Raw genomic sequence first — 20051 nt, 5'->3', positions numbered from 1 at the left:
CTACTACGTCCGCAACCCGGCCAAGCTGACCCGCATCGGCTCCGAAACCCCGCTCACCCTGCGATCAACACGGTGACAACCCGTCCCGCAACCGCCCAGCATGGCCAGACCACCACCGCCCTTTACGACGTGCTGGGCCGCAGCGTGAAAGTGGCGAAGAAGGTGAGCTGCCCTGGAATGTGCGGCGGACCGAGCCCTTTCATCCTGAGTAGCGCCCTTCTTCCATGAGTTGCAGGACGACGATCGCTTGCACGAGTGCGGTCGTGCGATGCGGGCAGCAACGCGGCTTGGTCAGCACCATGCTCGCGGTCTCTCGCACCGACCAGATCACCGCCGGTGCCCAGAACCGGATGGCAGCGCCTGTTCTGCGGCCCAGGAGCCAAGGGCGTACGGCACCACGACTGGGCCTTGATTCGCTCGCCCTGGCCTTCCTCGCCGTCCCCAGCCGCGAACCTGCCTCGTCGGCCAGAACCGGCGCCCACCAGCAGACCTCACCAGCGATCAGACCGGGTATTCATCAGCCGGCGAAGGCATCGCGCGTGGACGCAGGACCATCAGCGAGCCTTCCAAGGTCGCCACCATGGCAAAGGGGAACCGGTCGAGCTCAAGACAGAGTGCGACGTCATCAGGATGGACTCCTTGACGTACCCCCTCCGCCAGTTCGGCGGCGGCGCGCGATTCGGCGGCGCGGCGGAGGAACTCGGCAGCATCCGTCCCGGAATCGGTGATCCTCCGGGCGATGTACTGAGCACATGCCAGATCTTCATCGGCCCGCCCATCGTCGCCGGTGACCACGAACGTGACGCTGTCACTCCTGCGCGTCCGCAAGAGCCGGGCCGTTGCCTCCGCCACCACGAAGCCGGCGCACAGCACCAGCGGCGCCTCCTTGACCGCAAGGGCGCCGACCGTCCCCGCCGTGGTCTTCTGCACAACGGTTCGTCCGCCAAGGTCAACGGATCGCAGCAGGCCAGGCGAGTTGACGGTGTCGAACCCGGCTGCGGGCGGACCGTCCTTGAGCGCCACCCAATCCGGGTGGCGAGCCTTGAGCGCCAGGGCTTCGTCCAGCGACTCCGCAAGAACGATCTTTTCCGCCCCCTGGGCAAAGGCCCACGCGGCCACGGTGAAAGCACGCATGACGTCGACCACGACCGCCACGGACGGGGCTTCGACCAGTTCAGCGATGCCGAGGAAACGAACGTCCATTTCGATGATGATCGCACATGCCCGCCCCGAAGCTCCCTGAGAGGGATACGCGGTCACAGCGACGGTCCCGGAAGGCCACACACCCGTTCAATCGCCACACAGGGCCAGCCCGCACACGGCCTCTGCGGACACAAGCCACACGCCGGCCCGGCACATCGCCCGCCGAACGGGCGCTCTCGTCGCCCTGGCCATCCAGCATGGTCACCTGCGCACGCTCGCCTCCGATGGTGACGCCTCCCACAGCCGAGGCAGCGTCCACGCGCTCATCGATGTCGAGACGGCATTCTCGGTGGCCTGCCTGCGGTCAGAACGCACAAACATTCGCGGCCATTTCTCGCGAACGGAAACCATTGATTCTGGCACTCTCCAGGGAGCACCTTCGTACGAAGGACTGGAGGCCGATCGTGGGATACGAGAGCTTCTACTCCCGCCCCAGCGACCCGGGGCGGCAGCCGATCGTCGCGGGTGGGCCCGTGCCGGCGCGGGCGCACTTTCAGCGGAGGTTGCGGCGCCCCTGGGTGGTCAATCGGCTCAAACGCGAGGTCACCGGGCTGATGAGCCATGCCGGCGCCCTGCGGGCGGCGGCCACCGGACCGTCGGACACCCTGGTCGCCTCCTTGCGGAACGCCAAGGTCGCCGTCCAGAGCCTGCAGACGGAGCTGTCGGCGTGGGGGCTCCTGGAGACCCGGAAGGACGGGTCCAACGCCGGCGTCGAGTTGCTGCTGGAGTTCGACATCGCAGAGGAGCTGGCGCGTCACGGGATCACGCTCGACTGGCCGATCGAGGAGCGCTTCGCGCGGCTGCGGCGGTTGCTGCAGGAACAGGCCTCCGGGCGACCCGACCCGACGCCGACGTCGAGCGGGACCGGTGGCGGGCTGAAGGCGCTGCTGGAAGCGGCGCTGTCCGCGATCGAAGAGTTGCTGGAGAGCCAGGACGTGCACGACAGCGGCTGGCGGGAGAAGGCGCGCAAGCTCTTGGGCGTGGTCTCGGAGCTGCTCACCACGCTGACCGTCGGCCTCGTCGCCGTGGGGCTCACCGTCCTCGCCATCGACGAGTCCCTGGCCCAGGAGATGACGAAAAAGGTCATTGAGATCCTGGCGGCCGCCATGACCCTCCCACTCATCCTTGGGGTCCGGGAAGCGCTGAAACCTCCCGACATCGCCGCCGTACTCGCCGTGGCCGACAACGGCGTACGCAGCGGGGCCGGCCGGATCACGGCCATCATGAAGAGGACCGGGTGGCGGCGGCCACTGTCCACGCTCGAAGCCGAGCGCGTCAGGCATCTCGTCGTCTGCCTGACCGGCCATGTGTACACGGTGGAGCGGCTCGTCGAGCTGGCGGACCACACGGGGTGGCCGGAGGCGGAAGAGTACGTCTCGGTCTGCAGAAACCTGCACGCCCTGTGCGACAGGGCGGCGAAACCGGACCAGGGCGCCTTCAACGGGTGGTGGCAGCGGCGCAGCCTGGTGGCCTCTCTGAACGAGACGGTCATGGCGCTGGGCAGCTTCAGCATTCCGGATGACCTGCCACTGAACACCCGGGTCTGACCGGAACAGGATCCCGGCCAGAACGATGGTCCGGTCCACCGCTGGAGAGCAAGCGTCCGTACGTCAGCGCACCGGGCGGCCGAGACGAATGGTGACGATCCGGCTGGCCACGTCGCTGTCCACCAGCCGGCCGTCCTGATCGAACTCGCCGAGCCCGAAGTCGTTGTCGTTGGCGACGACGAGCGTGCGCCGGTCGAGCAGGGCGATGCCCTCGACCTTGCCCGGCAGGGTGGGGGCGATCTCGACCAGGTCCGCGACGAGCGACTTGGCCGGCAGCCTGACGGCGGACAGGCCGGTCAGCGCCTCCAGCGACGGCGCGGTGGCCGGGTCGTCGTACCGCCCGCCCAGCAGGTTCGTGGCCTTCGCCAGGTCGATCTGGTAGATCCGGGCGACGTTGTCGGTGCGCTCGTCGACGAGCAGCCGGCGGCCGCTCACGTGCGCCAGGCCGGAGATCTTCATCTCGCTCTGGTCGCCGTCCGCCTCGGGGTCGAAGGTGGCGACGTCCTCGAACCGGTACGCGTACTCGCCGGTCGCCTTCTTCGCGCGGAGGTCGAAGGTGAGGATGCGGCCCATGCGGGAGGATTCGGCCGTCTTCTTGTCCGGGTTGGCCAGCGGGCTCTGCACCGCGAGGTAGAGGGTGCCGCCGTCGATCGCGAGCCCTTCGAAGCCGCGATTCTGCTGCCGGGTGGCGAGAACGGCCGGCAACGACTCCTTGACCGGGTAGTCGGCGCCGGTGAGCTTGAGCCCCTTGGGGACGTACCGTGCCAGCACCTGACCCCGCTCCGAGACGTGCAGCAACGACGGGCCGTACTCGTCGACCAGCCAGAAGTCGCCGCGCGAGGTGCGCACGATGTCCTCGGTGTCCACCCCGCTCGGGTTGTACGGCAGCGCGCCCCGCCCGTCCCAGGTGTAGGGCGCCTCGTCGTGGCCGCGCTGGTTGCTCAGCCCGGTGACCGGCCTGCCGGAGGCGCCGACCAGCGGGATGTACTTCTTGATCTCGACGCCGAACCGGGTGGCCACCTGGACGATCGCCGGAGCGTACTCCGGGATCGGGAACGTGCGGCGCTTGTCGCCGTCCACCGTGACCTGCCCGTTGGGGCCCCGGTCGGTGACCATCCAGTAGTCGCCGCGCCGCCCCGCCGGGAACAGGCCGCTGCCGATCCCGCCCAGCTTGACCCCGCGATCGTCGGCGATGGACCGCTGCAGGTCACCCAGGGGTACGGGCGGGATGCGCACGTCCTTGACCACCACGGGCTCGGACCCGGGCTCGGCCGAGGCGGCGTGCGGCACCGCGAACGTCGTGGCGGCGAGTGCCAGAACCGCGAGGACAGGACGGAACATGGCGGGCCTTTCGTGGCAATGAACGCAAGCGTCCCGACCCTATTGTCCACAAACGACCGCATATCAACGCGCCGATGAACCTTGGCCGTCAGGCGAGGTCAGGCCGGCTCAGGCCAGCTCAGGCCAGGCCAGGCCAGGCCAGATCAGGTCAGCCGTACGACTTGGCGACACCGTCGAGCAGGTTCTCGAGGGTGTCGTAGGAGGGGATGTCGACCACGTCGATGAGGTCGGTCGCGACGCGTACCTTGTTGTCGGCGGCGACCTTGGCGAAGCCGCCGGTGTCCCCCGAACGGAACCCGTGCTCGGCGGCGAGCCGCTGCAACCGCGGGTCGGTGCTGAGCAGGCGTCCGACGCGGTCACCGTCGGCGTTGAGCGGCACCAGCGTGTGCTTCGACAGCACGGTCGGCGACGGGTACATCAGTACCATCCCGGGCTTGAGCCGCCCTTGCCTGGCGGCGTCGATGAACTGCGACTCGTAGATCCACACCATCGGCGACGGGCCCATGCCCACCGTGAGGTATTCGTTGAACGGGCCCTCGGAGGTGTTGTCGGTGTAACCCTGGCTGGTGAAGAGCCGGGTCACCAGGGGCAGCACGCTCTTCTCGGCGGTGGCGCCGTGCACGACCTTGCCGCCGTTCGCGACATAGCTGTTGATCGCCAGGTACATGGCCGCGGAGTTCGACGTACGCGGGTCCGTGGTGGAGATCAGGATGTCCTTGTCGACGCGATAGACGGAGTTGTCCGCGAGCTGGTCCCATTTCGTGTCCGTGGTGACCAGTTCGAGGTGGCGGCCGATCTTGAAGGCCGGGACGGCGTCCTGCTTCACGACGCCCGCCTTGGTGAGCAGGTCCGCGATCGGCTGGAACGTCGCGATCGCCATGGGGGAGGAGAACGGCGTGTACTTCGTGCCGACCTTGCGCAGGCGCTGAATGTACTCGCCCGCCGGCGCGCTCGACGGGAACGCGAAGTCGTAACGGCCGAGGTCCGTCGACGTGGCGATCTGGCGAGAGCCGGCCGTTTCGATCTCGACCTTCACGCCCTTGTCCGCGAGGGCCCGCACCACCTGCGGGTCCTCGAAGAACGCCTTCTTCTCCGAGCCGATCACACCACGCACGGTCGCGAGAGGCGGTGGTGCCGGGGGCTCCTCCTGCCCGAGGTTCACGACCACCACGGTGACGACGACGGCGACCACGACGGCCAGCCCGATCGGGATCAGCACCTTGCGGCCGGGCATCTTCACCGCGACCGGACCGGTCTCAGGCCGAACGTCTTCGGGCCGTTCTTCTGGCGTATCGACCTCGGCGGGTACGTTCGTTTCCACCCGTACTGCCAGCTCGCTACGCGCCAGGCGTTCGGCCAGGACAGGGACGAAATCCCGGACGGGAAAGCCGTCGAAGCGGCGATAGGCCGCCTGCATCACCCTCTCGACGTGTTCGGCGGAATGGGTGCCGGCGAAGACCTGAACCAGGTGTTCGGTGGTCCGGCGGATCGCCTGTTGTTCGCGGAGGGCCTCGACACTCACCAATATCTCCCCGACGTCGCATTTGTCAGATTTCGCGGCAAGCTGCACACCTGCTCGAGCGTCGGGGCCTAACCATATAGGCATTTTCGGCCGCGCTGATAACTAGGCCGACCTGTTCATAACGCTGATCTTTTCGTTCACTCGAACAGGCGATTGTTCATGATCGTTCACCGCCGGGACATCCGCTCGGCGGCCATTGATTGAAACAGGGAATCCGATACTCGGCCCTGATCAGAAGCGGACTGTGGCAACCGCGGGAGCACTTCGTCGCAGAATCTGCTTCAAAATACTCACGAGCGAATATGTCGGTGAACCAGTTTTCGTCGGCAACCGCGGATCGAAGCGCTCCTTCTCCGCCGCCGCGCCGGCCCTTTGATAACTGATGTCGATGGGGATCTCCCCCTGGCAGGGGAGCGTCTGGCTCCCACGGGGGATGGCCGGGATGGACGTGGCCGGGAGACTCGCGGTCATGCGTATACGTGTCGAGGCGGAGAGGCTGCGCCAGGCCGCCGGGTTGGCCGCGGTGGCGGCGATGTCGCCGTACCTGGTGGTCAAAGTGATCTGGATCGTCCGGGAGGTGTCGCAGGGCTCGGCCGAGTGGGTGCTGCTCAACGCGGTCACGGTGGTGATGGCCCTGGCCGGCGTCGGGGTGGGCCTCGCGCTGGCGAGGCCGTGGGGCATGCGGCTGCCGGGCCGGCTGGTGCTTGCGGTCATGTGGGTAGGTGGCGGCCTTCTGGTGTCCATGATCCCGTACGTGCTCGCCAGCGGCCTACTGGTGCCGAGCGTGCCCGAGCCGGCGGGCGAGCCGGGCATGCCGGCCTGGGAAACGGTGTTCATCGGTGTCGCGTTCGCCGGGATGGCGGGAGCACTGGTCGTGGGCCTGCCGCTCTACCTGCGCGAGCGGTGGCCCCGGGCGTTCGCGGGCCGGGTGGGCCGGGGCGCGGCGGCTGGAGTCTGTGGGCGCTGAGCCGCTGGAGCAGCCCGCGGACACCGTTGTGGCTGCCCATGACCCTGGGGTTCGTCAGTTCGGGGTCGTTGTTCTCCTGGGGAGCGTGGAAGCTGTCGTGGCTGCTGGCGCCCGGTGTCTACCCACCGGCCGAGCACCGCTGGCTGGCGCTGATCGAGCATGCCACGGCGGTGGGAGCGGGCCTGGCCCTCCTGGTGACGCTGGTGCGGGTGCACCGGAGGCGTTCTACGTGACGGAGGCAGGGATGCTCGCGTGACCGTGAAGCCTCCCCTGCCGTCGTCTCCCGCGCTGAAGGTGCCGCCGAGCAGGGGTGACGCGGCGGTCGAGCCCGGTCAGGCCCATTGGCTCCAGCGCGACCTGGTGCGCAGCATCAGGGGGAGCAGGAGCCTGACGAAGCCGCCGAGCATCAGGATGACGCCCACGATGCGCAGGTCGAGGCCGCCCACCGAGCCGTCGCCCAGGGCGGAGGTGAGGATGGCGCCGAAGACGATGACCGCGGCAGGAGCGATGGGCATTGTCCATCACCCTTCGTCACGGCAGGAGTGTGAGCTCGGCGATGGGTGGCGGGGCGTGCTGGGCGGGGTCATCGGCGGCCGGCCCAGCGGCCGGTGCGCCGGCCCGAACGCCGGGTGACCAGGTTGTAGGCGAGCAGCAGGACTACCGCACCGACGACGGCGCAGATCCAGGTGGACAGGTTGAAGAAGCCTTGGATGCCGGCAACGTGGAACACCTGGGTGGCCACGAAGCCGCCCAGCAGCGCGCCGGCGATGCCGAGCAGGAGGGTGATGATCAGACCTTGCCGGTCTTTGCCGGGGACCAGCATTCTGGCCGCCAGTCCGGCGACCAGTCCGAGGATGATCCAAGCGATGATGCCCATGGCCGAACTCCCTGTGGCGGTGCATCGTTGTCTGCGCGGGATCGGTCTTCCGGACCGGTCGAAGCAGGGGGTCGGCCGCCGACCGGTTATCGGCGCCGATCGTGAGACTTGTTCGCCTCGAGCCAACACCCCCGCCTGGTAGGCGGAAACAGGTGATTCGGGAAGGATTCATCTCCAGAATCGATCACCAGGATGTCGCTCCGCTCGCAGCGGTCAGAGCGCGTGACTCAGAGGGCCTCGTCGTTGTGGCCGGCTGTTGGAACGTGTTCGCCGGGTGCATGCCGAAGTAGTTCAGCGGGCCCGCCACGATCGTCACCGCGACCACATGCAGGTGGACACTCACCGCACCTCAAGCGGCTTGGACCTTCAGCGTCCTCCCGGCCCAGGGTGGAGAGCCGGGTCCGGGAGGATGCGGCTTACACGGGTCGTTCGTGGACGTAACACCAGCGCCATGCCGGCTCCGGCTCCAGCGCCGCGACCACCGGATGATCGGTCTCCCGGTAGTGCTCGCGGGCGTGCGTGCCGGGCGAGTCGTCGGAACAGGCCACCCAGCCGCAGGTCAGGCACGCCAGCAGGCGGGTCCAGGCCAGGCCGAGAACCAGGCATCCTGCGCATTGCGGTAATCCCTGCTGGGCTACCGGAGATATGTCAACATGCTCGCACCGTGGCGCCTGACCGTTCAGGCTGCCGCGCGCGCTGACTTCCATGCCATCGGTGTTCAGGGTCATGACGACCCTCCTCAAGTAGCCGGCACGGGGTGTGCCCGCTGATCGCCCTCACTCAATCTCGTCGGCCTGCCAGCGGAAACGGGCAATCGCAGCAAGCTCCATCACCACCCGCGATCGCCGGTGGCGTAGATGGCCCCTGGCAGGTGGCCTCGCTGAGCGTGGTGGCTTCGCGGTGTGCCCGGCACGCGAAACGCCCACCGTGCACGCCGTCGGGATCTGGTGTTCGTCGCCGACGAGGCCGCCACCAGTGTGCTGCAGCACGATCATATGGAGCGGCACAGGGCAAGGCGTGGCGACCCGGCCGGTGAGATCGGCCCTGCTCAGGACGAGGCCGGCTGCCGTCACCTGGCCGGTGAGCGCCGGTGGTGATAAGCCTGGCTGACATCGGTGGTATCCGATCCGGCGAGTCCGCTGGATGATTCAGACAACCGCACACACGACACCGCTCACGCTGGCACCCTCGCAACGTGTTCATGCCGCCTCAAGGCCGCGGCCCTCTTGTCCCCGTACTCCCCGTAGGAGCTCGGCATGAACACCACGCACGCCACCAGCGCCTTCGCGCTCGTGATCGCCGCCCTGATCGAACGACTCGTGATCGCGCTGACCCCGATCACCGCCGCCAACCGGCTCCCGCGCATCACCCCGCTCGCCGACCGCGCGGGCCTGCGGATCGAGGGCGAGTTCGACCATGTCACCCTGCCCGCCCTGAGACAGGCGCTGACCTCTATGGCGAACGGTGGCGGCGGCTTCTGCGTCGATCTGAGCGGCTTGACATTCATCGACACCGGCTACCTGCGCGCCCTCGTCGGCGCCGCCGCCGCTCTCCAGGACGGCGGCGCCGACCAGGTCCTGACCCTGAGGTCGTTGCCCCCACACGCACGACGCCTGCTCGAGCTCACCGGCTGGCACCACACGCCCGGTCTCCACCTGCAGGCATCGACGCCTTCCGGCCGTTCCACGCCTGGCCCGGCTCACTCATGAGCGCCTCGGTGCGGTGCCGCCGGTCACCTGCGTGGCACGGTCATTCGACCTCGTTCGATCTCGTCGCGGAGTCCCACCGCCGCGAGGCCGGCATCAAGCCGCTGCCCCGATCGGATTCCCCGGCTCGCGCCCCCTGAGCGCCCTGCCGTCAGTTGACCGGGACTACTGGCGGGGACCCGCGGCGCGGTGCGGGAGCGTCACGGGTGGTCGGGCGGCGGTCAGGCCCTGGGGGCATGCTGGTCGCCGCCGATGAGGTCGTCGAACAAGGCGTGAAAGTGCGTCATGGCCTGCCGCAGTTCCTGGATCGACACCCAACCGTCCCCGGCGCGCCCGCTGATCTCGTGGGCTCGGCGGTAGTGCTCCAGGGTGCGGCTGTGTTCCAGCGACAGGTCGGACGCCTGCTGCGCGAAGTCCTCGGTGGTATGGCCGCGCTTGGCCATGACGGCCCGCACCAGCAGATCGGCCTCGCTGACCGCGGGACTCGGCTCGTTCACGAAACGCGCCTGCACCGCGGCCCACCTGTCGGCATAGTCGCGGCGTACGTCGGGATCGAGCGGCTGGATGTCGAGTGGGCCTGATCGCGCTCGACGGGCCCGCAGCTCACGCTCGGCCGCCCTGCGGTTGCCCGCGGCGGCAACCGTACGCTCGTGCTCAGGGCCGAATCGCTCGCGCAGACGACCTCGGCGTCTGCGCAGCAAGAAGAAGCCGACGGCCGGCACCACCGCCATCACCCCGACGATGACGGCCACCCACCTCACGGTCTCAGCGGACACGACCGCCTCCGCCCTAGGATCGCCGGCGCATCCCCATTCGAAGACAGGTGACCGGACACCGTCAGTCAACGCCGCATACCCGGAGATGGACAGGGGCGTTAGGAGCAAAGCTCATCACGGGAGCTGATCACAGTCGCCATCCCGGAGCATCGCGATGGCTCAGTGCCCTTTACCCACTCAGATGCCGATGAGCCGAACACGATGGCCGCACAGTCGAGCCATGTCATCGACATCCGAGGTGAGCATGGCGACGGGCCCCGGGCTGCCGGAGCGCCGTTTCGGCGACCGTCGCGTCGATCGCGTGCTCGCGGCCGTGCAGACCTGCCGTTCTGAGCAGATCGGCGGACGCCTTCGCCGCACGTTCGGTCACGGGCTCGACCTTGACGCGGGAAAGCACCCAATGCAACCGCCGGGGTTCGCCTCGCCGAAGATCCGGGTGTGGGCCTCGATCAGCTCCTCGTCGGTGAACTCCCCGTGCTCCTCCTGGTGGCGCATCAGCTCGGCGCCGAGAAGCTGGTGCCGCAGCCGGCGTGCGACCGCTTCGGCGACATGGCCGGAGATGTTGTCGGTGAGCTTCCTGAGCTCGGCGACCTGGTCATTCGGCAGGGTCACCGTGATGCGCGGGGGTCGATGGGAGCCGTGTCGCCCCGTACCTGACCTCTGCGGGCAGTACGGCTAGTCGGCGCTCGCCGTCGCCGCGCGTCGCGCCGCCGCGGGGTCCATGAGCCCTTCGCCGGTCGGCTCGTAGGTCAGGGCCACGACTCCCGAGGAGAAGGCCTGCGACCCGGTCAGGCGCAGGACCCTGGTGTCCACCGACTCGTCGAACAGCCGCGCGCCCTTGCCGATCACGACCGGGTAGGTGACCAGGCGCAGCTCGTCGATGAGCTGTTCGCGCAGCAGCCACCGGACGAGGGCGGCGCTGCCGAAGATCAGGATGTCGCCCTCGATCTCCTTCTTGAGCTGCGCGATCCGCTGGGCCGGATCTTCGCGGATGACGGTGGTGTTGTTCCATTCGCCCCTGTCCAGGGTCGTCGTGACGACGTACTTGGGCAGGGAGTTCATCCTGTCGGCGTAGCCGGCCTCGTCGGTCATGCTCGGCCAGGCCGCGGCGAATCCGTCGTAGGTGACCCGGCCGAGCAGCAGCGCGTCGGCGGCGCGAATCTGGTCGAGGCCCACCGTCATGGCTTCGGGGCTGATGAACGGGAAGGTCCACTCGTGCGGGTTCTCGATGACACCGTCGACGCTGGTGAAGACGGACAGAACGACTCGTCCCATGATGGTGCTCCATTCGCGGGTGTTCCTGCTGGTGTGCTCATCGTCGCGCTGGGGGATCGTCCGGACATCCGGGGCCGGTACCCGGTTCACCACTCAAAGGACCACTCAAAGGACCACGCAAAGGACCGCCTATGCCTTGGGGGCGGGGCATGATGGGCCCGTGTCCGTCGCGTCTGCAGGGGTCGTGTCCAAGCGTGAGGCAGAGGTGCTGGCCTTGGTCGGTACGCAGCTGTCCAACGCGGAGATCGCCGATCAGCTGCACCTGTCGGTCCGCACGGTCGAGAACCACGTGTCGTCGCTGCTACGCAAATGCGGTGTCACCAACCGACGCGACCTCAGCAAGCTGGCCAGGCGCGGATCGGGTGAGCCTCGCGGCATCGCCGGCCTGCCGGTGCCGCTGACCACGTTCATCGGCCGCGGGGCCGAGCGCGAGCGGTTGCTGGAGGCGCTGAGGGTCGCGCGGTTGGTGACGCTGGTGGGTCCGGGCGGCGTCGGCAAGACGCGGTTGGCGATCGAGGTGGCCGGTGCCGCGCAGGGCTCCTTCTCTTCGGGAGGGGTGTTCGTCGACCTGGTGCCCGTGGGCGAGGCGTACGTGGCCCAGGCGGTGGCCGCCGCGCTGGGCGTCACCGAACGTCCGGACCTGCACCTGCACGAGGCCATCGCCGAACGGCTCGGTGAGGGCGAGGCGCTGTTGATCCTCGACAACTGCGAGCACGTGATCGACGCAGTCGCCGCGTTCGCCAAGCGGATGCTCGGCCGCTGCCCCGGCGCCCGGATCCTGGCCACCAGCAGGGAACGTCTCGGCGTGCCGGGCGAACGTTGCCTCTCCCTGGCGCCCTTCCCCCTGGCGTCGGCCACGGCGGCTCCGGTGCCGCTCACCTCCCACGCCGAACTGCTCTTCCTCGACCGGGCCACCGCGGCGGATCCGGGCTTCACCGCCGACCCCGCCACGCTCGCGCTGCTGTGCGCGAGGCTCGACGGGATGCCGCTGGCCATCGAACTGGCTGCGGCCAGGGTGGCCACCCTGGGGGTCGACGCGCTCCTGGTCGGCCTCGACGACCACCTGCGCTTGCTTGCCGGCGGCCGGGGCGCCGACGAACGGCACCAGTCGCTGCGCGCGGTCATCGGATGGAGCCACGAGCTGCTGGATGAGGAGGAGCGGGCGCTGTTTCGGCGGCTGGCCGTCTTCGCCGGCCCGTTCGACCTGGAATCCGTCGTGGCCGTCACCCCCGGCATGACGCAGAGCGCGGCTGCCGACGTGCTCGGTCGCCTGGCGGACAAGAGCCTGCTGATCGTAGGCCGCCGCTCCGGCGCGGCCAGGTGGGGACTGCTGGAGACCGTACGGGCCTACGCCGTGGAGCGGCTCGAAAGCGCGGGTGAGACGGAAGCGGTCGGCCAACTGCACTTCGAGTGGGCCACGGGGGTGGCGACGGCCCTGGAGGCGGGCTTGGAGACGGCGGCGGACGGCCGTACCGCCGACTCGTGGCGGGACGACTTCGACGCCGTCGCCGACAACCTGCGCAGCGCCCTGGCCTGGGCACCAGATGGGGCCGGTCACTTGCCGCACCGGCTGGCCCGGGCGCTCGGTCACCTGACGTACGCACGACGGTTCCTCGAGGAGGCACTCGGCCACTACGAGACGGCGGCGCGGCGGGCGCCGACTCCACGGGAGGCGGTGGCCGACCTGCGCGCGGCGGCCGAATGCACGTTCGCCATCGGTGATATCGGACGGCAGCCGTTCGAGCTGCTGCTCAAGGCCGTCGATCGGGCGCGCGAGACGGGCGACGGCGACCTGACGGCCATGACGCTGGCCTGCGCCGTCAGTGCCGCCTGCCGCCATCACGCCGAGTTCGAGGAGGAGGTGCCGTACGCGAGCAACGCCGAGCTCCTGGCGCAGGCACGGGCCGTCGGCGACATGACGAACCCGACGGTGGCGGCGTACTTGGCGGCCGCGGCAGCATGGCTGGCGACCGAGGCCCCGCCCTCCACTCATGCCCAGGCGCCCAGAACGCCGGCGACGGCCGAGGACGGCGACTGGGCGGATCCGGCGCCGGTCGTGGCGGCGGTGGAGGCGGCGCGGGCGACCGGGGATCCCGTGCTCGTCAGTGGGGCGCTGGACATCGCGACCATCGCCGCTCTCAAGAGCCGGAGGCGGCGCCACGCCTGCCGCGTCACCGGCCGGCGTCTGTCTCTGCTGGAGAGCCTGCCACGGCACGCCCCCGCCGCCTGCCCCGAGATCATGGACACCTTCAGGATGGCCTTCTACGGCTTTCTCAGCGTGGGCGATCTGCCCGCCGCCCTGAACGTCGCCCGCCAGGCCATGGACGACGACCTGGTGGGCGGCTCCTACCTGGCAGCCGCTCATCTGATCACGCCGCTGGTCCTCACCGGCCGGTTCGACGAGGCGCTGAGCCTGCAGACCATGGTGTGGGAGGGCTGGCGACGGGTGGGCCGGCCGTTCGGCCCACAGCTCGGTCCTGCGGTCGGCGCCCTCGCGCTCGCCCACGGCCTGCGCGGCGACAGCGACGCCGCGCGACTATGGCGCTCGCGCGCGCTCAACCCACCCGACCGGCAACGGTACGCCCACTTCACGGCCTTCGCCGATGCCCGGCTGGCGCTGCACCACGGACGCTTCGAAAAGGCGGCCGAGCTCATCGACTCCGCCCTGATCGGCGGCCCGACGGCGGCGACGGCGCCGTACCGGGCGGCGATCGCGGCTGAGCTGGCGGTGGTCGCCGGTCTGTCGGCAGCGGCCGACCGGCTGGCCGCCACGAGCACGGGCGAGAACGACTGGGCCGCCGCCTGCCTGGCCCGCGCCAGGGGCCGCCTGTACGAGGACCACGGCCAATTCCGCATCGCCCTGGCGATCTGGGAGCGGATCGACGCCCGCTTCGAACGCGCCTGCACCCTGCTTCTGCTTCCCGGCCGGGCGGACGAGGGGCTACACGGGCTGGCCGAGTTGGCCTGCGCGCCTCCCTCGGGCGCCGGAGCCGGGCCGTTCTTGAAACGGCTGTGATGCCGGGGCGGCGGCTGGCGCTTCTGCGACCTGCTCAGTTCGTCGGCCAGGCTCGGTCGCTCAGCGAGGGTTCCCCTCGCGGTCGAGGGCGGCGACCTCGCGGACCGCGTCGGCGATGGCGCGGAAGTCCTTACGCAGGATGGCGCCGTGGTTGCTGGGCACCTTCGCGCTGATCTTGATGTTCGGGTTGCGCTCGACGACCTGAGTGAGGCTGGCGCGAATGAGTTCCTGCTCGTCGCCCTTGCTGCCGAGCGAGGCCCCCGATGCGACTACGTACCGTGCCGGGACGGTGATGTTGTCCAGTACGGGGCCCAGCTCGCGCTCGCGGGCGATCTTGCCGACTTCGATGTTGCTGGTGGCGATCTGTTCGGCGGTCATCCGCGGGGTCAGGCCCGTGGGGCGCAGCAGCGGCAGGAGCGGACTCAGCCGCCGGAACAGCTTGCGGATCCGCTGCTCGATCGCCTCGGTCAGCCAGTCGTAGGGCTGCGCGCCGTCGACCAGGATCGCGCCCACGGTACGGGCGGGATTGCGGCTGGCCCAGTGCGCCGCGACGAACGCCCCATAGGACCAGCCCACCAGCAGCGCCCGCTCCACACCCCTGGCCGCCAGAACGGCATCGACATCGCGGACGTTCGTCTCGAAGGAATAGTCCGCCGAACGCTTCGATTCGCCGCGGGCCCGCATGTCGTAGGTGATGTGCCGCCACCCCGCCCCCAGGTCGGCGATGACGTGTCGCCAGTAGCCCTGCGTGGCGGTATGGCCATTGAGGTAGACCACGGGGACACCGGGACCGCCGGTGTCGGTGACGGCCAGGGCGGTGTCGTCGACCGGCAGCATGCCGGTCCACTTCGTAGGGCTCATGGTTCCTCGTCTCTGTCTTCGTTTTTCCATCGAGGCGCTGGAGTGCGGGGTCGACGAGGGGTGCTATTTCTCGGCTTTGCCGGGTTTTCCGCTGATGGACTCCTGGTAGATGTCGGCGTAGGTGCGCGAGTCCTTGACCAGGTCGTCACAGAAGGCGGCGACGTCGTCGCCGATGAGTTCCAGCACTCCCTTGCCGGCCGCGACGCCCTCCTCGAAGAAGTCGACGATGCCTGAAAGGAGATTCCCCTCAACCAAGTCGACCGGTCCGACCTTGAAGAAGTACCGCTGCAGCTCCTTGTAGACGATCTGGTAGTCCGGCGGGAGCGCCTTGACCCGTGCCAGGTGCGCCCGCCACTGCTTCTTGCCTTCGATGATGTCTCGGATGCCCACGTCAGCCTCCTAGCCGGCCCAGTTTCCTTGCGACGTTCCTGTTCAACTGCTCGCGCCACCGGTCGCGATGGCCCCGAGCCCGTTCTTCGCCGGCCAGCGCCGCGCAGAAGCCCTCGATGTCGTCACCCAGCACCTCGTCAATGCCGCGCCCATCGGCGGCCGTCTCTTCGAGCAGCCCCAGAGCGCCGTCGAGAATCGGCATCAGGTTTCGACCCGTGAAGTCCCCGTAGGGGAAGAGGTGGGCCCCGATCTGTTCCCACGCCGCCCGATAGTCGGCCGGCAAGGCCCCGGCCCGGACTTCGAACGCCTTCCATTCCCTGGTGAGATCGCTGCCCGTCATGGTCTGCCAGAAGTTCATCTCCCGCCCTCCTTGAGCTTGTCGATCCGTGATGTGATGTAGCCCCATTTCGCCCAGAACGTCGCGAGTTCTTCGCGGCCCGCCTCGTTGAGCGCGTAGAACTTGCGCGGCGGGCCCTGCTCGGACGGTCGTTTCGTCACCTGGACGAGGCCGTTCCTCTCCAGTCGCAGCAGGATGGTGTAGACCGTCCCCTCGACGACGTCGGCGAAGCCCAGCTCGTTCAGCCGACGCGTGATGGCGTACCCGTAGGTCTCCTCGCTGCCGATGATCTCCAGCACGCAGCCCTCAAGCGTGCCCTTCAGCATCTCGGTCAGGCCGTCCATCGTGGGTCCTCTTCCGTTCTCCCGGTACTCGGTGCCGCCGAGTACTACTACACGGTATCACGGAGTAGTGGAAAAATGTCCAGCGTCACCCGGAGGCTGACGCACGGGTGATGGTGCCCGGCGTTGTCACGGGGCAGGCAGGTGCGGGCCAGGTCCTGAATGGACGAGCCGATCAGCCGGGTGCTGATCGGCTACCTGAGCGGCGGCGTCCCAGGGACGCGAAAGCACCCGGCCGCTACGCCGGGAAGTAGGCGGATCGGTGGGCGACGGCCCATTGGTGGAAGGTCCGGGGCGGGGTGCCCGTGATCTCCTCCACGGTCGGATGGATCTGCGACTCGTCGAGTGTCCCGTCGCGGTAGAAGCTGAAGAACGCCTCGATGTATCTCTGCGGTATCCGCCCGGTCATGTCCGCCCTGGCCTCCTCGTCGGACTGGGCGTGAAAGCGCAGGTCTCGTCCGAGCACGTCGGCCAGCACGGCCAGCCGTTCGGCGGGCAGCATCCGTTCCGGCCCGCTCAGCGCATGGACCCGTCCCACGTGAACGGGGTCCAGCAGCGCACGGAGGGCCACGGCCGCGACGTCGTAAGGATCGACAGAGGCGATGGGAACGTCGCCGAACGCGTCCTTGACGATGTCGCCCGCGCGCAGTTGCGGCAGCCAGCGCAGGGCGTTGGACATGAGCGCGTTGGGCCGCAGGATCGTCCAGTCCAGCCCGGACTCCCGCACGGCGCTCTCCGAGGCGATCATGTACTCGGACACGGCGTTGCGCGTGTCGGTGGCGACGCTGGCCAGGCTGGACAGCAGGACCACGCGTTCGGCGCCGGCCTGCCGGATGCCCTTGAGCAGCCCGGGCATGTCCTGGTAGCCGGGGAGAAGGAAGACGCCGCGTACACCGTCGAGTGCGGCGGTCAGCGAGCCGGGGTGGTCGAGGTCGCCCACGGCCTGTTCCACCGGCAGGTCGGCGGGCTCGCGCACCAGCGCGCGGGCGGGTTCGCCGGCGCGTACGAGCGCCCGGACGACCTCGCCGCCGACGTTTCCGGTGGCTCCCGTGACGAGGATCATCGAAGGGTCCTTCCGAAGTGCGCCGTGACGGTGTCGACGGCGATGGTGACCTGCGGTTCCGTGTCGTAGAAGTCGAACTGGGTGCCCTGGGTCCAGTAGGCGTCCTTCGGGCCGGCGAGTCCGGCGTGGAAGCGGCGGGCGCCGTCCGGGATGGCGGCGTCCTGGCTGTGCACGACCAGCGTGGGCTGGGAGATGCGCGGGGCCAGCGCGATGGAGTCGTAGGTCAGCCAGTCGGGCCAGGCCATGACGGCGAACCGGTTGGGCCAGGAGGTGCCGCCGCCGCGCGCCGGGTTGAGGTAGAAGTCGATGTCGTACGGCATGGCCGCCAGCTCGTCGGTGGCCGACACGACAGGGACGTAGTCGATCTGGCCGGTCTCGTCATAGCGGGACCTGGCCTCGCGCCCGATCTTGATCTTGTCGCTGACCGCGTCGGCGCCGCCGTAGGCCGCTTCGCAGATGGCGGCGTCGTGCAGCCACGGGGCGACCAGGGCCAGGGCCTTGACACGGGGGTCGTGTGCGGTGGTGTCGGCCATGTACATGGCCGCCGCGCAGATGCCGAGCGCGCCCAGCCGGTCGCCGTCGACCGCCGGGTGGGCGGCGAGGAAGGTCAGCGCATGGTGGACGTCGCGGACTTTGCGTGCCGGCGACTCGGTGTCGCGCGGCTCGCCCTCGGACTCGCCGAAACCGGAGAAGTCGAAGGACAGGGCCGCGTAGCCGCGTTGCGCCAGCCGCTGGGCGTAGCGGTCGGCCATCAGTTCCTTGACGCTGGTCCAGGTTCCGGCGACCACCACGCCGGGGCTCGTTCCACGCCCTCGGGCAGGTACAGGTTGCCGGTCAGGCGCACGCCTTCGCTGTCGAAGGTGACCTTGTTCATGCGCACTCCAGAGTCGCCTTGGTGATCAGGCCGTCGGTGATGTCGAACAGGCCGTCGGGGGCGAAGGCGGCGGCCACCGCGCCGGCGTCCTTGGCGGTCACGGCGTCGAGGTAGCGCTGCGCGGCCGGGTCGAGCGGGCCGTTCGAAGAGGCGGGCTGAGCGGTGCCGGTCGCCGCCGGCTGCGCGGTGCCGGTCGTCACGGCCGCTCCTTGGCCGGCGCCGCCGGAGCAGGCCGCCGCTCCGCCGACGAGCAGGGCGGCGGCAGCCGTCCCCAGCATGAGAGAGGTTTTCATGAAGGCGACCGACCGGTTGACGATGGCCAGGTGCCTGATCGGCTCGGTCGTCACCCGGTGCAGATCGCCCAAGGCGTGGAAGGACCGCGCGTACGGCTCCTGCGCGGGGTCGGCGAGGGCCTGCGCGGCGAACAGGGTACGGCTACGCAGCCCGCGAGCCAGCGCCGCCTTGAACCGGCCGGCGTCATACGGCTTCCTACGGACCAGGGCCTTCCCTTTCATGTGCATGAACTCGCCCGGATGGTCGGCCATCAGCGCACCCATGCGGCGGGTGACGGCCGCTCCGTCGGGCAGGTGCTCGATCATCTGGACCGGGCGTCGGCTGCGGTGCTCCTCGGCCAGTTCGGTGACCATGTCCCAGGCCAGGGTGAGCTCGCCGAGCTGGCGCTGGGTCTGCTCGATGCGCCGCCGTACCAGGAGATCGACGGCCGTCGCGGGCGCCACCGCGGTCAGCGAGAGGTCCACCAGGCCCAGCGCCTGCAGCTCCGCGGCCACCTCCCGGACGCCTGGCTCGCGCAACTCGGCGGCGGCGGTGTCCAGGTCGGCGTGCGCGGTGCGCAGCAGGTAGCGGTACAGCCGTTCCTGTGCGGCGGTCAGCCCCATGCTGGCCAGGCTCATCATCCCTCCGATTTCCGATGTGCCCGGGGGGCGGGCGAGGTAGCAGGTGCGGGGACGGAGGGATCAGAATTGCACGTTGGTCATCGTGTACCACGTCGGAACGAACGTCAGCACGGTCAGTGCGCCGAGGACCGCGATCGACTTGAGCACGCCTGAAGTGGTGACGGTCACGGGTGCGATGGGCCGCCACTTCCATCGCCCGATCGCGATGAACGCCGCGACGCCTCCCAGGAGAAGATTCGCGGGCACCAATGCGTATTCGCCGCGCATGACATGAAAACCAGCCGCGAGGAGCATCGTCAGCGTCAGGCCGGCGCCGGCGAGTGGCGTCAGCTTCGGTTTGACCTTCGTCATCGCCGGCAGGATCAGGCCGACGCCGCCGAGCACCTCGCAGACCCCGATGAAGACGATCAGAGGCTGCGGCACCGCGGCGTACCAGGCCACGGCCCGGGGCGCCGCCGCATACAGAACTCCGTCGTACAACAGCACCTTGCCGAAACCGCTGCCGGCGAAGAAGAAGCCGAACAACGCTTGTAGCGACCAAAGGACGCCGTTGAGCGTGAACCTTATTCCGCGCCTCTTGGGCTGCTGCCCAAGGTCCTTGACGCCGAGCAGGTTGTCGCTGACGTGCTGGTTCATGTCCTGTCACTGCCTTTCGGGGTTGACCACGTTCTGTCCGGTCTTTCGCCGGCCACAGCCGCCGCGAAGTGATCTCCTGTCGCGCTCCTAGTTTCCATCCCGGCCCGGTCGGCGGGCATCCGTGGCGGCCACGGAACCGACCACGGAACCGACCACGGAACCGACCACGGATCACCAGCCCGGATGAAGCACGGAGCAGATGCGACAGAACGTGACTATGACGGCAGGAGGTGGCATCACTCCAAGGGGGTGCCGGATCGGCGGTCGCTCCCTACCGGCCCGTGTCCGGGTTCATGGAGTCGCCCGTGATGTACAGGTTCATGTGGGTGTAGTCGAAGGTGATGGCGAACGGCTTGAAGAAGTCGTGGGTGAAGTTGGCGATCGTGTCGAATTTCATCCCGGCGC

At 69.0% G+C, this 20051-nt stretch carries 21 protein-coding genes and 2 pseudogenes; 5 read left to right on the top strand and 18 right to left on the bottom strand.

What is annotated here, in order from left to right; genetic code table 11:
- Positions 1-199: 199 nt before the first annotated feature.
- Together AB0I15_RS65205 and AB0I15_RS65200 are read right to left on the bottom strand one after the other, a co-directional pair.
- Positions 200-298 (bottom strand): annotated as a pseudogene (locus AB0I15_RS65205) (IS5/IS1182 family transposase); the annotation flags it as partial.
- Positions 299-501: 203 nt separating this feature from the next.
- Complete coding sequence (locus AB0I15_RS65200) at positions 502-1203, bottom strand: 2-phosphosulfolactate phosphatase (RefSeq protein WP_358120389.1); 702 nt, start codon at positions 1201-1203, stop codon at positions 502-504.
- Between the two features lie 404 nt (positions 1204-1607).
- Here AB0I15_RS65200 and AB0I15_RS65195 point away from each other — a divergent pair, with 404 nt between their 5' ends.
- Positions 1608-2750, top strand: a complete 1143-nt coding sequence (locus AB0I15_RS65195) for a hypothetical protein (protein ID WP_358120386.1) — start codon at positions 1608-1610, stop codon at positions 2748-2750.
- Between the two features lie 63 nt (positions 2751-2813).
- Here AB0I15_RS65195 and AB0I15_RS65190 read toward each other — a convergent pair whose 3' ends face one another.
- A complete protein-coding gene (locus AB0I15_RS65190; protein ID WP_358120384.1) occupies positions 2814-4091 on the bottom strand; it encodes an esterase-like activity of phytase family protein in 1278 nt (425 codons plus the stop codon).
- A gap of 148 nt (positions 4092-4239) precedes the next feature.
- Positions 4240-5613, bottom strand: coding sequence for a three-helix bundle dimerization domain-containing protein (locus tag AB0I15_RS65185; RefSeq protein WP_358120381.1), 1374 nt, complete (start codon positions 5611-5613; stop codon positions 4240-4242).
- A gap of 469 nt (positions 5614-6082) precedes the next feature.
- On the opposite strand from AB0I15_RS65185, the gene AB0I15_RS65180 reads away from it, so the two are divergent.
- On the top strand, positions 6083-6580 hold the full coding sequence (locus AB0I15_RS65180) for a hypothetical protein (protein WP_358120378.1): 498 nt from the start codon (positions 6083-6085) through the stop codon (positions 6578-6580).
- Between the two features lie 38 nt (positions 6581-6618).
- Positions 6619-6813, top strand: coding sequence for a hypothetical protein (locus AB0I15_RS65175; RefSeq protein ID WP_358120375.1), 195 nt, complete (start codon positions 6619-6621; stop codon positions 6811-6813).
- Between the two features lie 99 nt (positions 6814-6912).
- On the opposite strand, the gene AB0I15_RS65170 is transcribed toward AB0I15_RS65175, so the two are convergent.
- The 3 genes from AB0I15_RS65170 to AB0I15_RS65160 form a co-directional block, all read right to left on the bottom strand.
- The gene (locus AB0I15_RS65170) at positions 6913-7095 is read right to left on the bottom strand and encodes a hypothetical protein (protein ID WP_358120372.1); all 183 of its coding nucleotides are present in this window, start codon (positions 7093-7095) and stop codon (positions 6913-6915) included.
- Between the two features lie 68 nt (positions 7096-7163).
- Positions 7164-7457 carry a GlsB/YeaQ/YmgE family stress response membrane protein gene (locus AB0I15_RS65165; protein WP_358120369.1) on the bottom strand — a complete coding sequence of 98 codons (294 nt, stop codon included), beginning with the start codon at positions 7455-7457 and terminating at the stop codon, positions 7164-7166.
- A gap of 416 nt (positions 7458-7873) precedes the next feature.
- Complete coding sequence (locus AB0I15_RS65160; protein ID WP_358120367.1) at positions 7874-8185, bottom strand: UBP-type zinc finger domain-containing protein; 312 nt, start codon at positions 8183-8185, stop codon at positions 7874-7876.
- Positions 8186-8713: 528 nt separating this feature from the next.
- Here AB0I15_RS65160 and AB0I15_RS65155 point away from each other — a divergent pair.
- Positions 8714-9166 (top strand): STAS domain-containing protein, encoded by a 453-nt coding sequence (locus tag AB0I15_RS65155; protein ID WP_358120364.1) that lies wholly within the window; start codon positions 8714-8716, stop codon positions 9164-9166.
- 218 nt (positions 9167-9384) lie between these two features.
- On the opposite strand, the gene AB0I15_RS65150 is transcribed toward AB0I15_RS65155, so the two are convergent.
- The 3 genes from AB0I15_RS65150 to AB0I15_RS65140 form a co-directional block, all read right to left on the bottom strand.
- On the bottom strand, positions 9385-9915 hold the full coding sequence (locus AB0I15_RS65150; RefSeq protein WP_358120361.1) for a hypothetical protein: 531 nt from the start codon (positions 9913-9915) through the stop codon (positions 9385-9387).
- Between the two features lie 390 nt (positions 9916-10305).
- On the bottom strand, positions 10306-10551 hold the full coding sequence (locus tag AB0I15_RS65145; protein WP_358120359.1) for a hypothetical protein: 246 nt from the start codon (positions 10549-10551) through the stop codon (positions 10306-10308).
- Positions 10552-10614: 63 nt separating this feature from the next.
- Positions 10615-11214 carry a dihydrofolate reductase family protein gene (locus AB0I15_RS65140; RefSeq protein WP_358120356.1) on the bottom strand — a complete coding sequence of 200 codons (600 nt, stop codon included), beginning with the start codon at positions 11212-11214 and terminating at the stop codon, positions 10615-10617.
- Between AB0I15_RS65140 and AB0I15_RS65135 the strand changes: the two genes are divergently transcribed.
- Complete coding sequence (locus AB0I15_RS65135) at positions 11120-14230, top strand: LuxR C-terminal-related transcriptional regulator (RefSeq protein WP_358120353.1); 3111 nt, start codon at positions 11120-11122, stop codon at positions 14228-14230. The genes AB0I15_RS65140 and AB0I15_RS65135 overlap by 95 nt on opposite strands.
- Positions 14231-14290: 60 nt before the next feature.
- Here the strand turns inward: AB0I15_RS65135 and AB0I15_RS65130 are convergent, their stop codons facing one another.
- The 8 genes and pseudogenes from AB0I15_RS65130 to AB0I15_RS65095 form a co-directional block, all read right to left on the bottom strand.
- On the bottom strand, positions 14291-15091 hold the full coding sequence (locus AB0I15_RS65130; protein ID WP_358120350.1) for an alpha/beta hydrolase: 801 nt from the start codon (positions 15089-15091) through the stop codon (positions 14291-14293).
- Between the two features lie 63 nt (positions 15092-15154).
- Positions 15155-15481, bottom strand: coding sequence for a DUF1048 domain-containing protein (locus tag AB0I15_RS65125; protein WP_358120348.1), 327 nt, complete (start codon positions 15479-15481; stop codon positions 15155-15157).
- Between the two features lies 1 nt (position 15482).
- Entirely contained in the window at positions 15483-15839 is a 357-nt protein-coding gene (locus AB0I15_RS65120; protein ID WP_358120345.1) for a DUF1048 domain-containing protein, read from the bottom strand.
- The gene (locus AB0I15_RS65115) at positions 15836-16162 is read right to left on the bottom strand and encodes a PadR family transcriptional regulator (protein ID WP_358120342.1); all 327 of its coding nucleotides are present in this window, start codon (positions 16160-16162) and stop codon (positions 15836-15838) included. Before AB0I15_RS65115 ends, AB0I15_RS65120 begins: the two co-directional genes overlap by 4 nt.
- A 235-nt stretch (positions 16163-16397) precedes the next feature.
- A complete protein-coding gene (locus AB0I15_RS65110; protein ID WP_358120339.1) occupies positions 16398-17222 on the bottom strand; it encodes an NAD(P)H-binding protein in 825 nt (274 codons plus the stop codon).
- Positions 17219-18031, bottom strand: a pseudogene (locus AB0I15_RS65105) (alpha/beta fold hydrolase); the annotation flags it as partial. The pseudogene AB0I15_RS65105 and the gene AB0I15_RS65110, both read right to left, overlap by 4 nt.
- Before the next feature lie 61 nt (positions 18032-18092).
- Positions 18093-19007: a hypothetical protein gene (locus AB0I15_RS65100; RefSeq protein ID WP_358120336.1), complete on the bottom strand. Its 915-nt coding sequence runs from the start codon at positions 19005-19007 to the stop codon at positions 18093-18095.
- Positions 19008-19070: 63 nt separating this feature from the next.
- Positions 19071-19646 carry a DoxX family protein gene (locus AB0I15_RS65095; RefSeq protein WP_358120333.1) on the bottom strand — a complete coding sequence of 192 codons (576 nt, stop codon included), beginning with the start codon at positions 19644-19646 and terminating at the stop codon, positions 19071-19073.
- Positions 19647-20051 lie beyond the last annotated feature (405 nt).

Source organism: Nonomuraea sp. NPDC050643 (assembly GCF_040654715.1).
Classification (GTDB): Bacteria; Actinomycetota; Actinomycetes; order Streptosporangiales; family Streptosporangiaceae; genus Nonomuraea.
The sequence above is the reverse complement of the archived record's forward strand: the minus strand, read 5'-3'. Positions and strand labels throughout refer to the sequence as shown.

Bases quoted from the DNA above. Each gene is read 5' to 3' on its own strand.
- AB0I15_RS65200 (WP_358120389.1), bottom strand. From the start codon at position 1,203: ATGGACGTTCGTTTCCTCGGCATCGCTGAACTGGTCGAAGCCCCGTCC.
- AB0I15_RS65190 (WP_358120384.1), bottom strand. From the start codon at position 4,091: ATGTTCCGTCCTGTCCTCGCGGTTCTGGCACTCGCCGCCACGACGTTC.
- AB0I15_RS65180 (WP_358120378.1), top strand. From the start codon at position 6,083: ATGCGTATACGTGTCGAGGCGGAGAGGCTGCGCCAGGCCGCCGGGTTG.
- AB0I15_RS65175 (WP_358120375.1), top strand. From the start codon at position 6,619: ATGACCCTGGGGTTCGTCAGTTCGGGGTCGTTGTTCTCCTGGGGAGCG.
- AB0I15_RS65170 (WP_358120372.1), bottom strand. From the start codon at position 7,095: ATGCCCATCGCTCCTGCCGCGGTCATCGTCTTCGGCGCCATCCTCACC.
- AB0I15_RS65165 (WP_358120369.1), bottom strand. From the start codon at position 7,457: ATGGGCATCATCGCTTGGATCATCCTCGGACTGGTCGCCGGACTGGCG.
- AB0I15_RS65160 (WP_358120367.1), bottom strand. From the start codon at position 8,185: ATGACCCTGAACACCGATGGCATGGAAGTCAGCGCGCGCGGCAGCCTG.
- AB0I15_RS65155 (WP_358120364.1), top strand. From the start codon at position 8,714: ATGAACACCACGCACGCCACCAGCGCCTTCGCGCTCGTGATCGCCGCC.
- AB0I15_RS65135 (WP_358120353.1), top strand. From the start codon at position 11,120: ATGGCTTCGGGGCTGATGAACGGGAAGGTCCACTCGTGCGGGTTCTCG.
- AB0I15_RS65140 (WP_358120356.1), bottom strand. From the start codon at position 11,214: ATGGGACGAGTCGTTCTGTCCGTCTTCACCAGCGTCGACGGTGTCATC.
- AB0I15_RS65130 (WP_358120350.1), bottom strand. From the start codon at position 15,091: ATGAGCCCTACGAAGTGGACCGGCATGCTGCCGGTCGACGACACCGCC.
- AB0I15_RS65120 (WP_358120345.1), bottom strand. From the start codon at position 15,839: ATGAACTTCTGGCAGACCATGACGGGCAGCGATCTCACCAGGGAATGG.
- AB0I15_RS65115 (WP_358120342.1), bottom strand. From the start codon at position 16,162: ATGGACGGCCTGACCGAGATGCTGAAGGGCACGCTTGAGGGCTGCGTG.
- AB0I15_RS65110 (WP_358120339.1), bottom strand. From the start codon at position 17,222: ATGATCCTCGTCACGGGAGCCACCGGAAACGTCGGCGGCGAGGTCGTC.
- AB0I15_RS65100 (WP_358120336.1), bottom strand. From the start codon at position 19,007: ATGAGCCTGGCCAGCATGGGGCTGACCGCCGCACAGGAACGGCTGTAC.
- AB0I15_RS65095 (WP_358120333.1), bottom strand. From the start codon at position 19,646: ATGAACCAGCACGTCAGCGACAACCTGCTCGGCGTCAAGGACCTTGGG.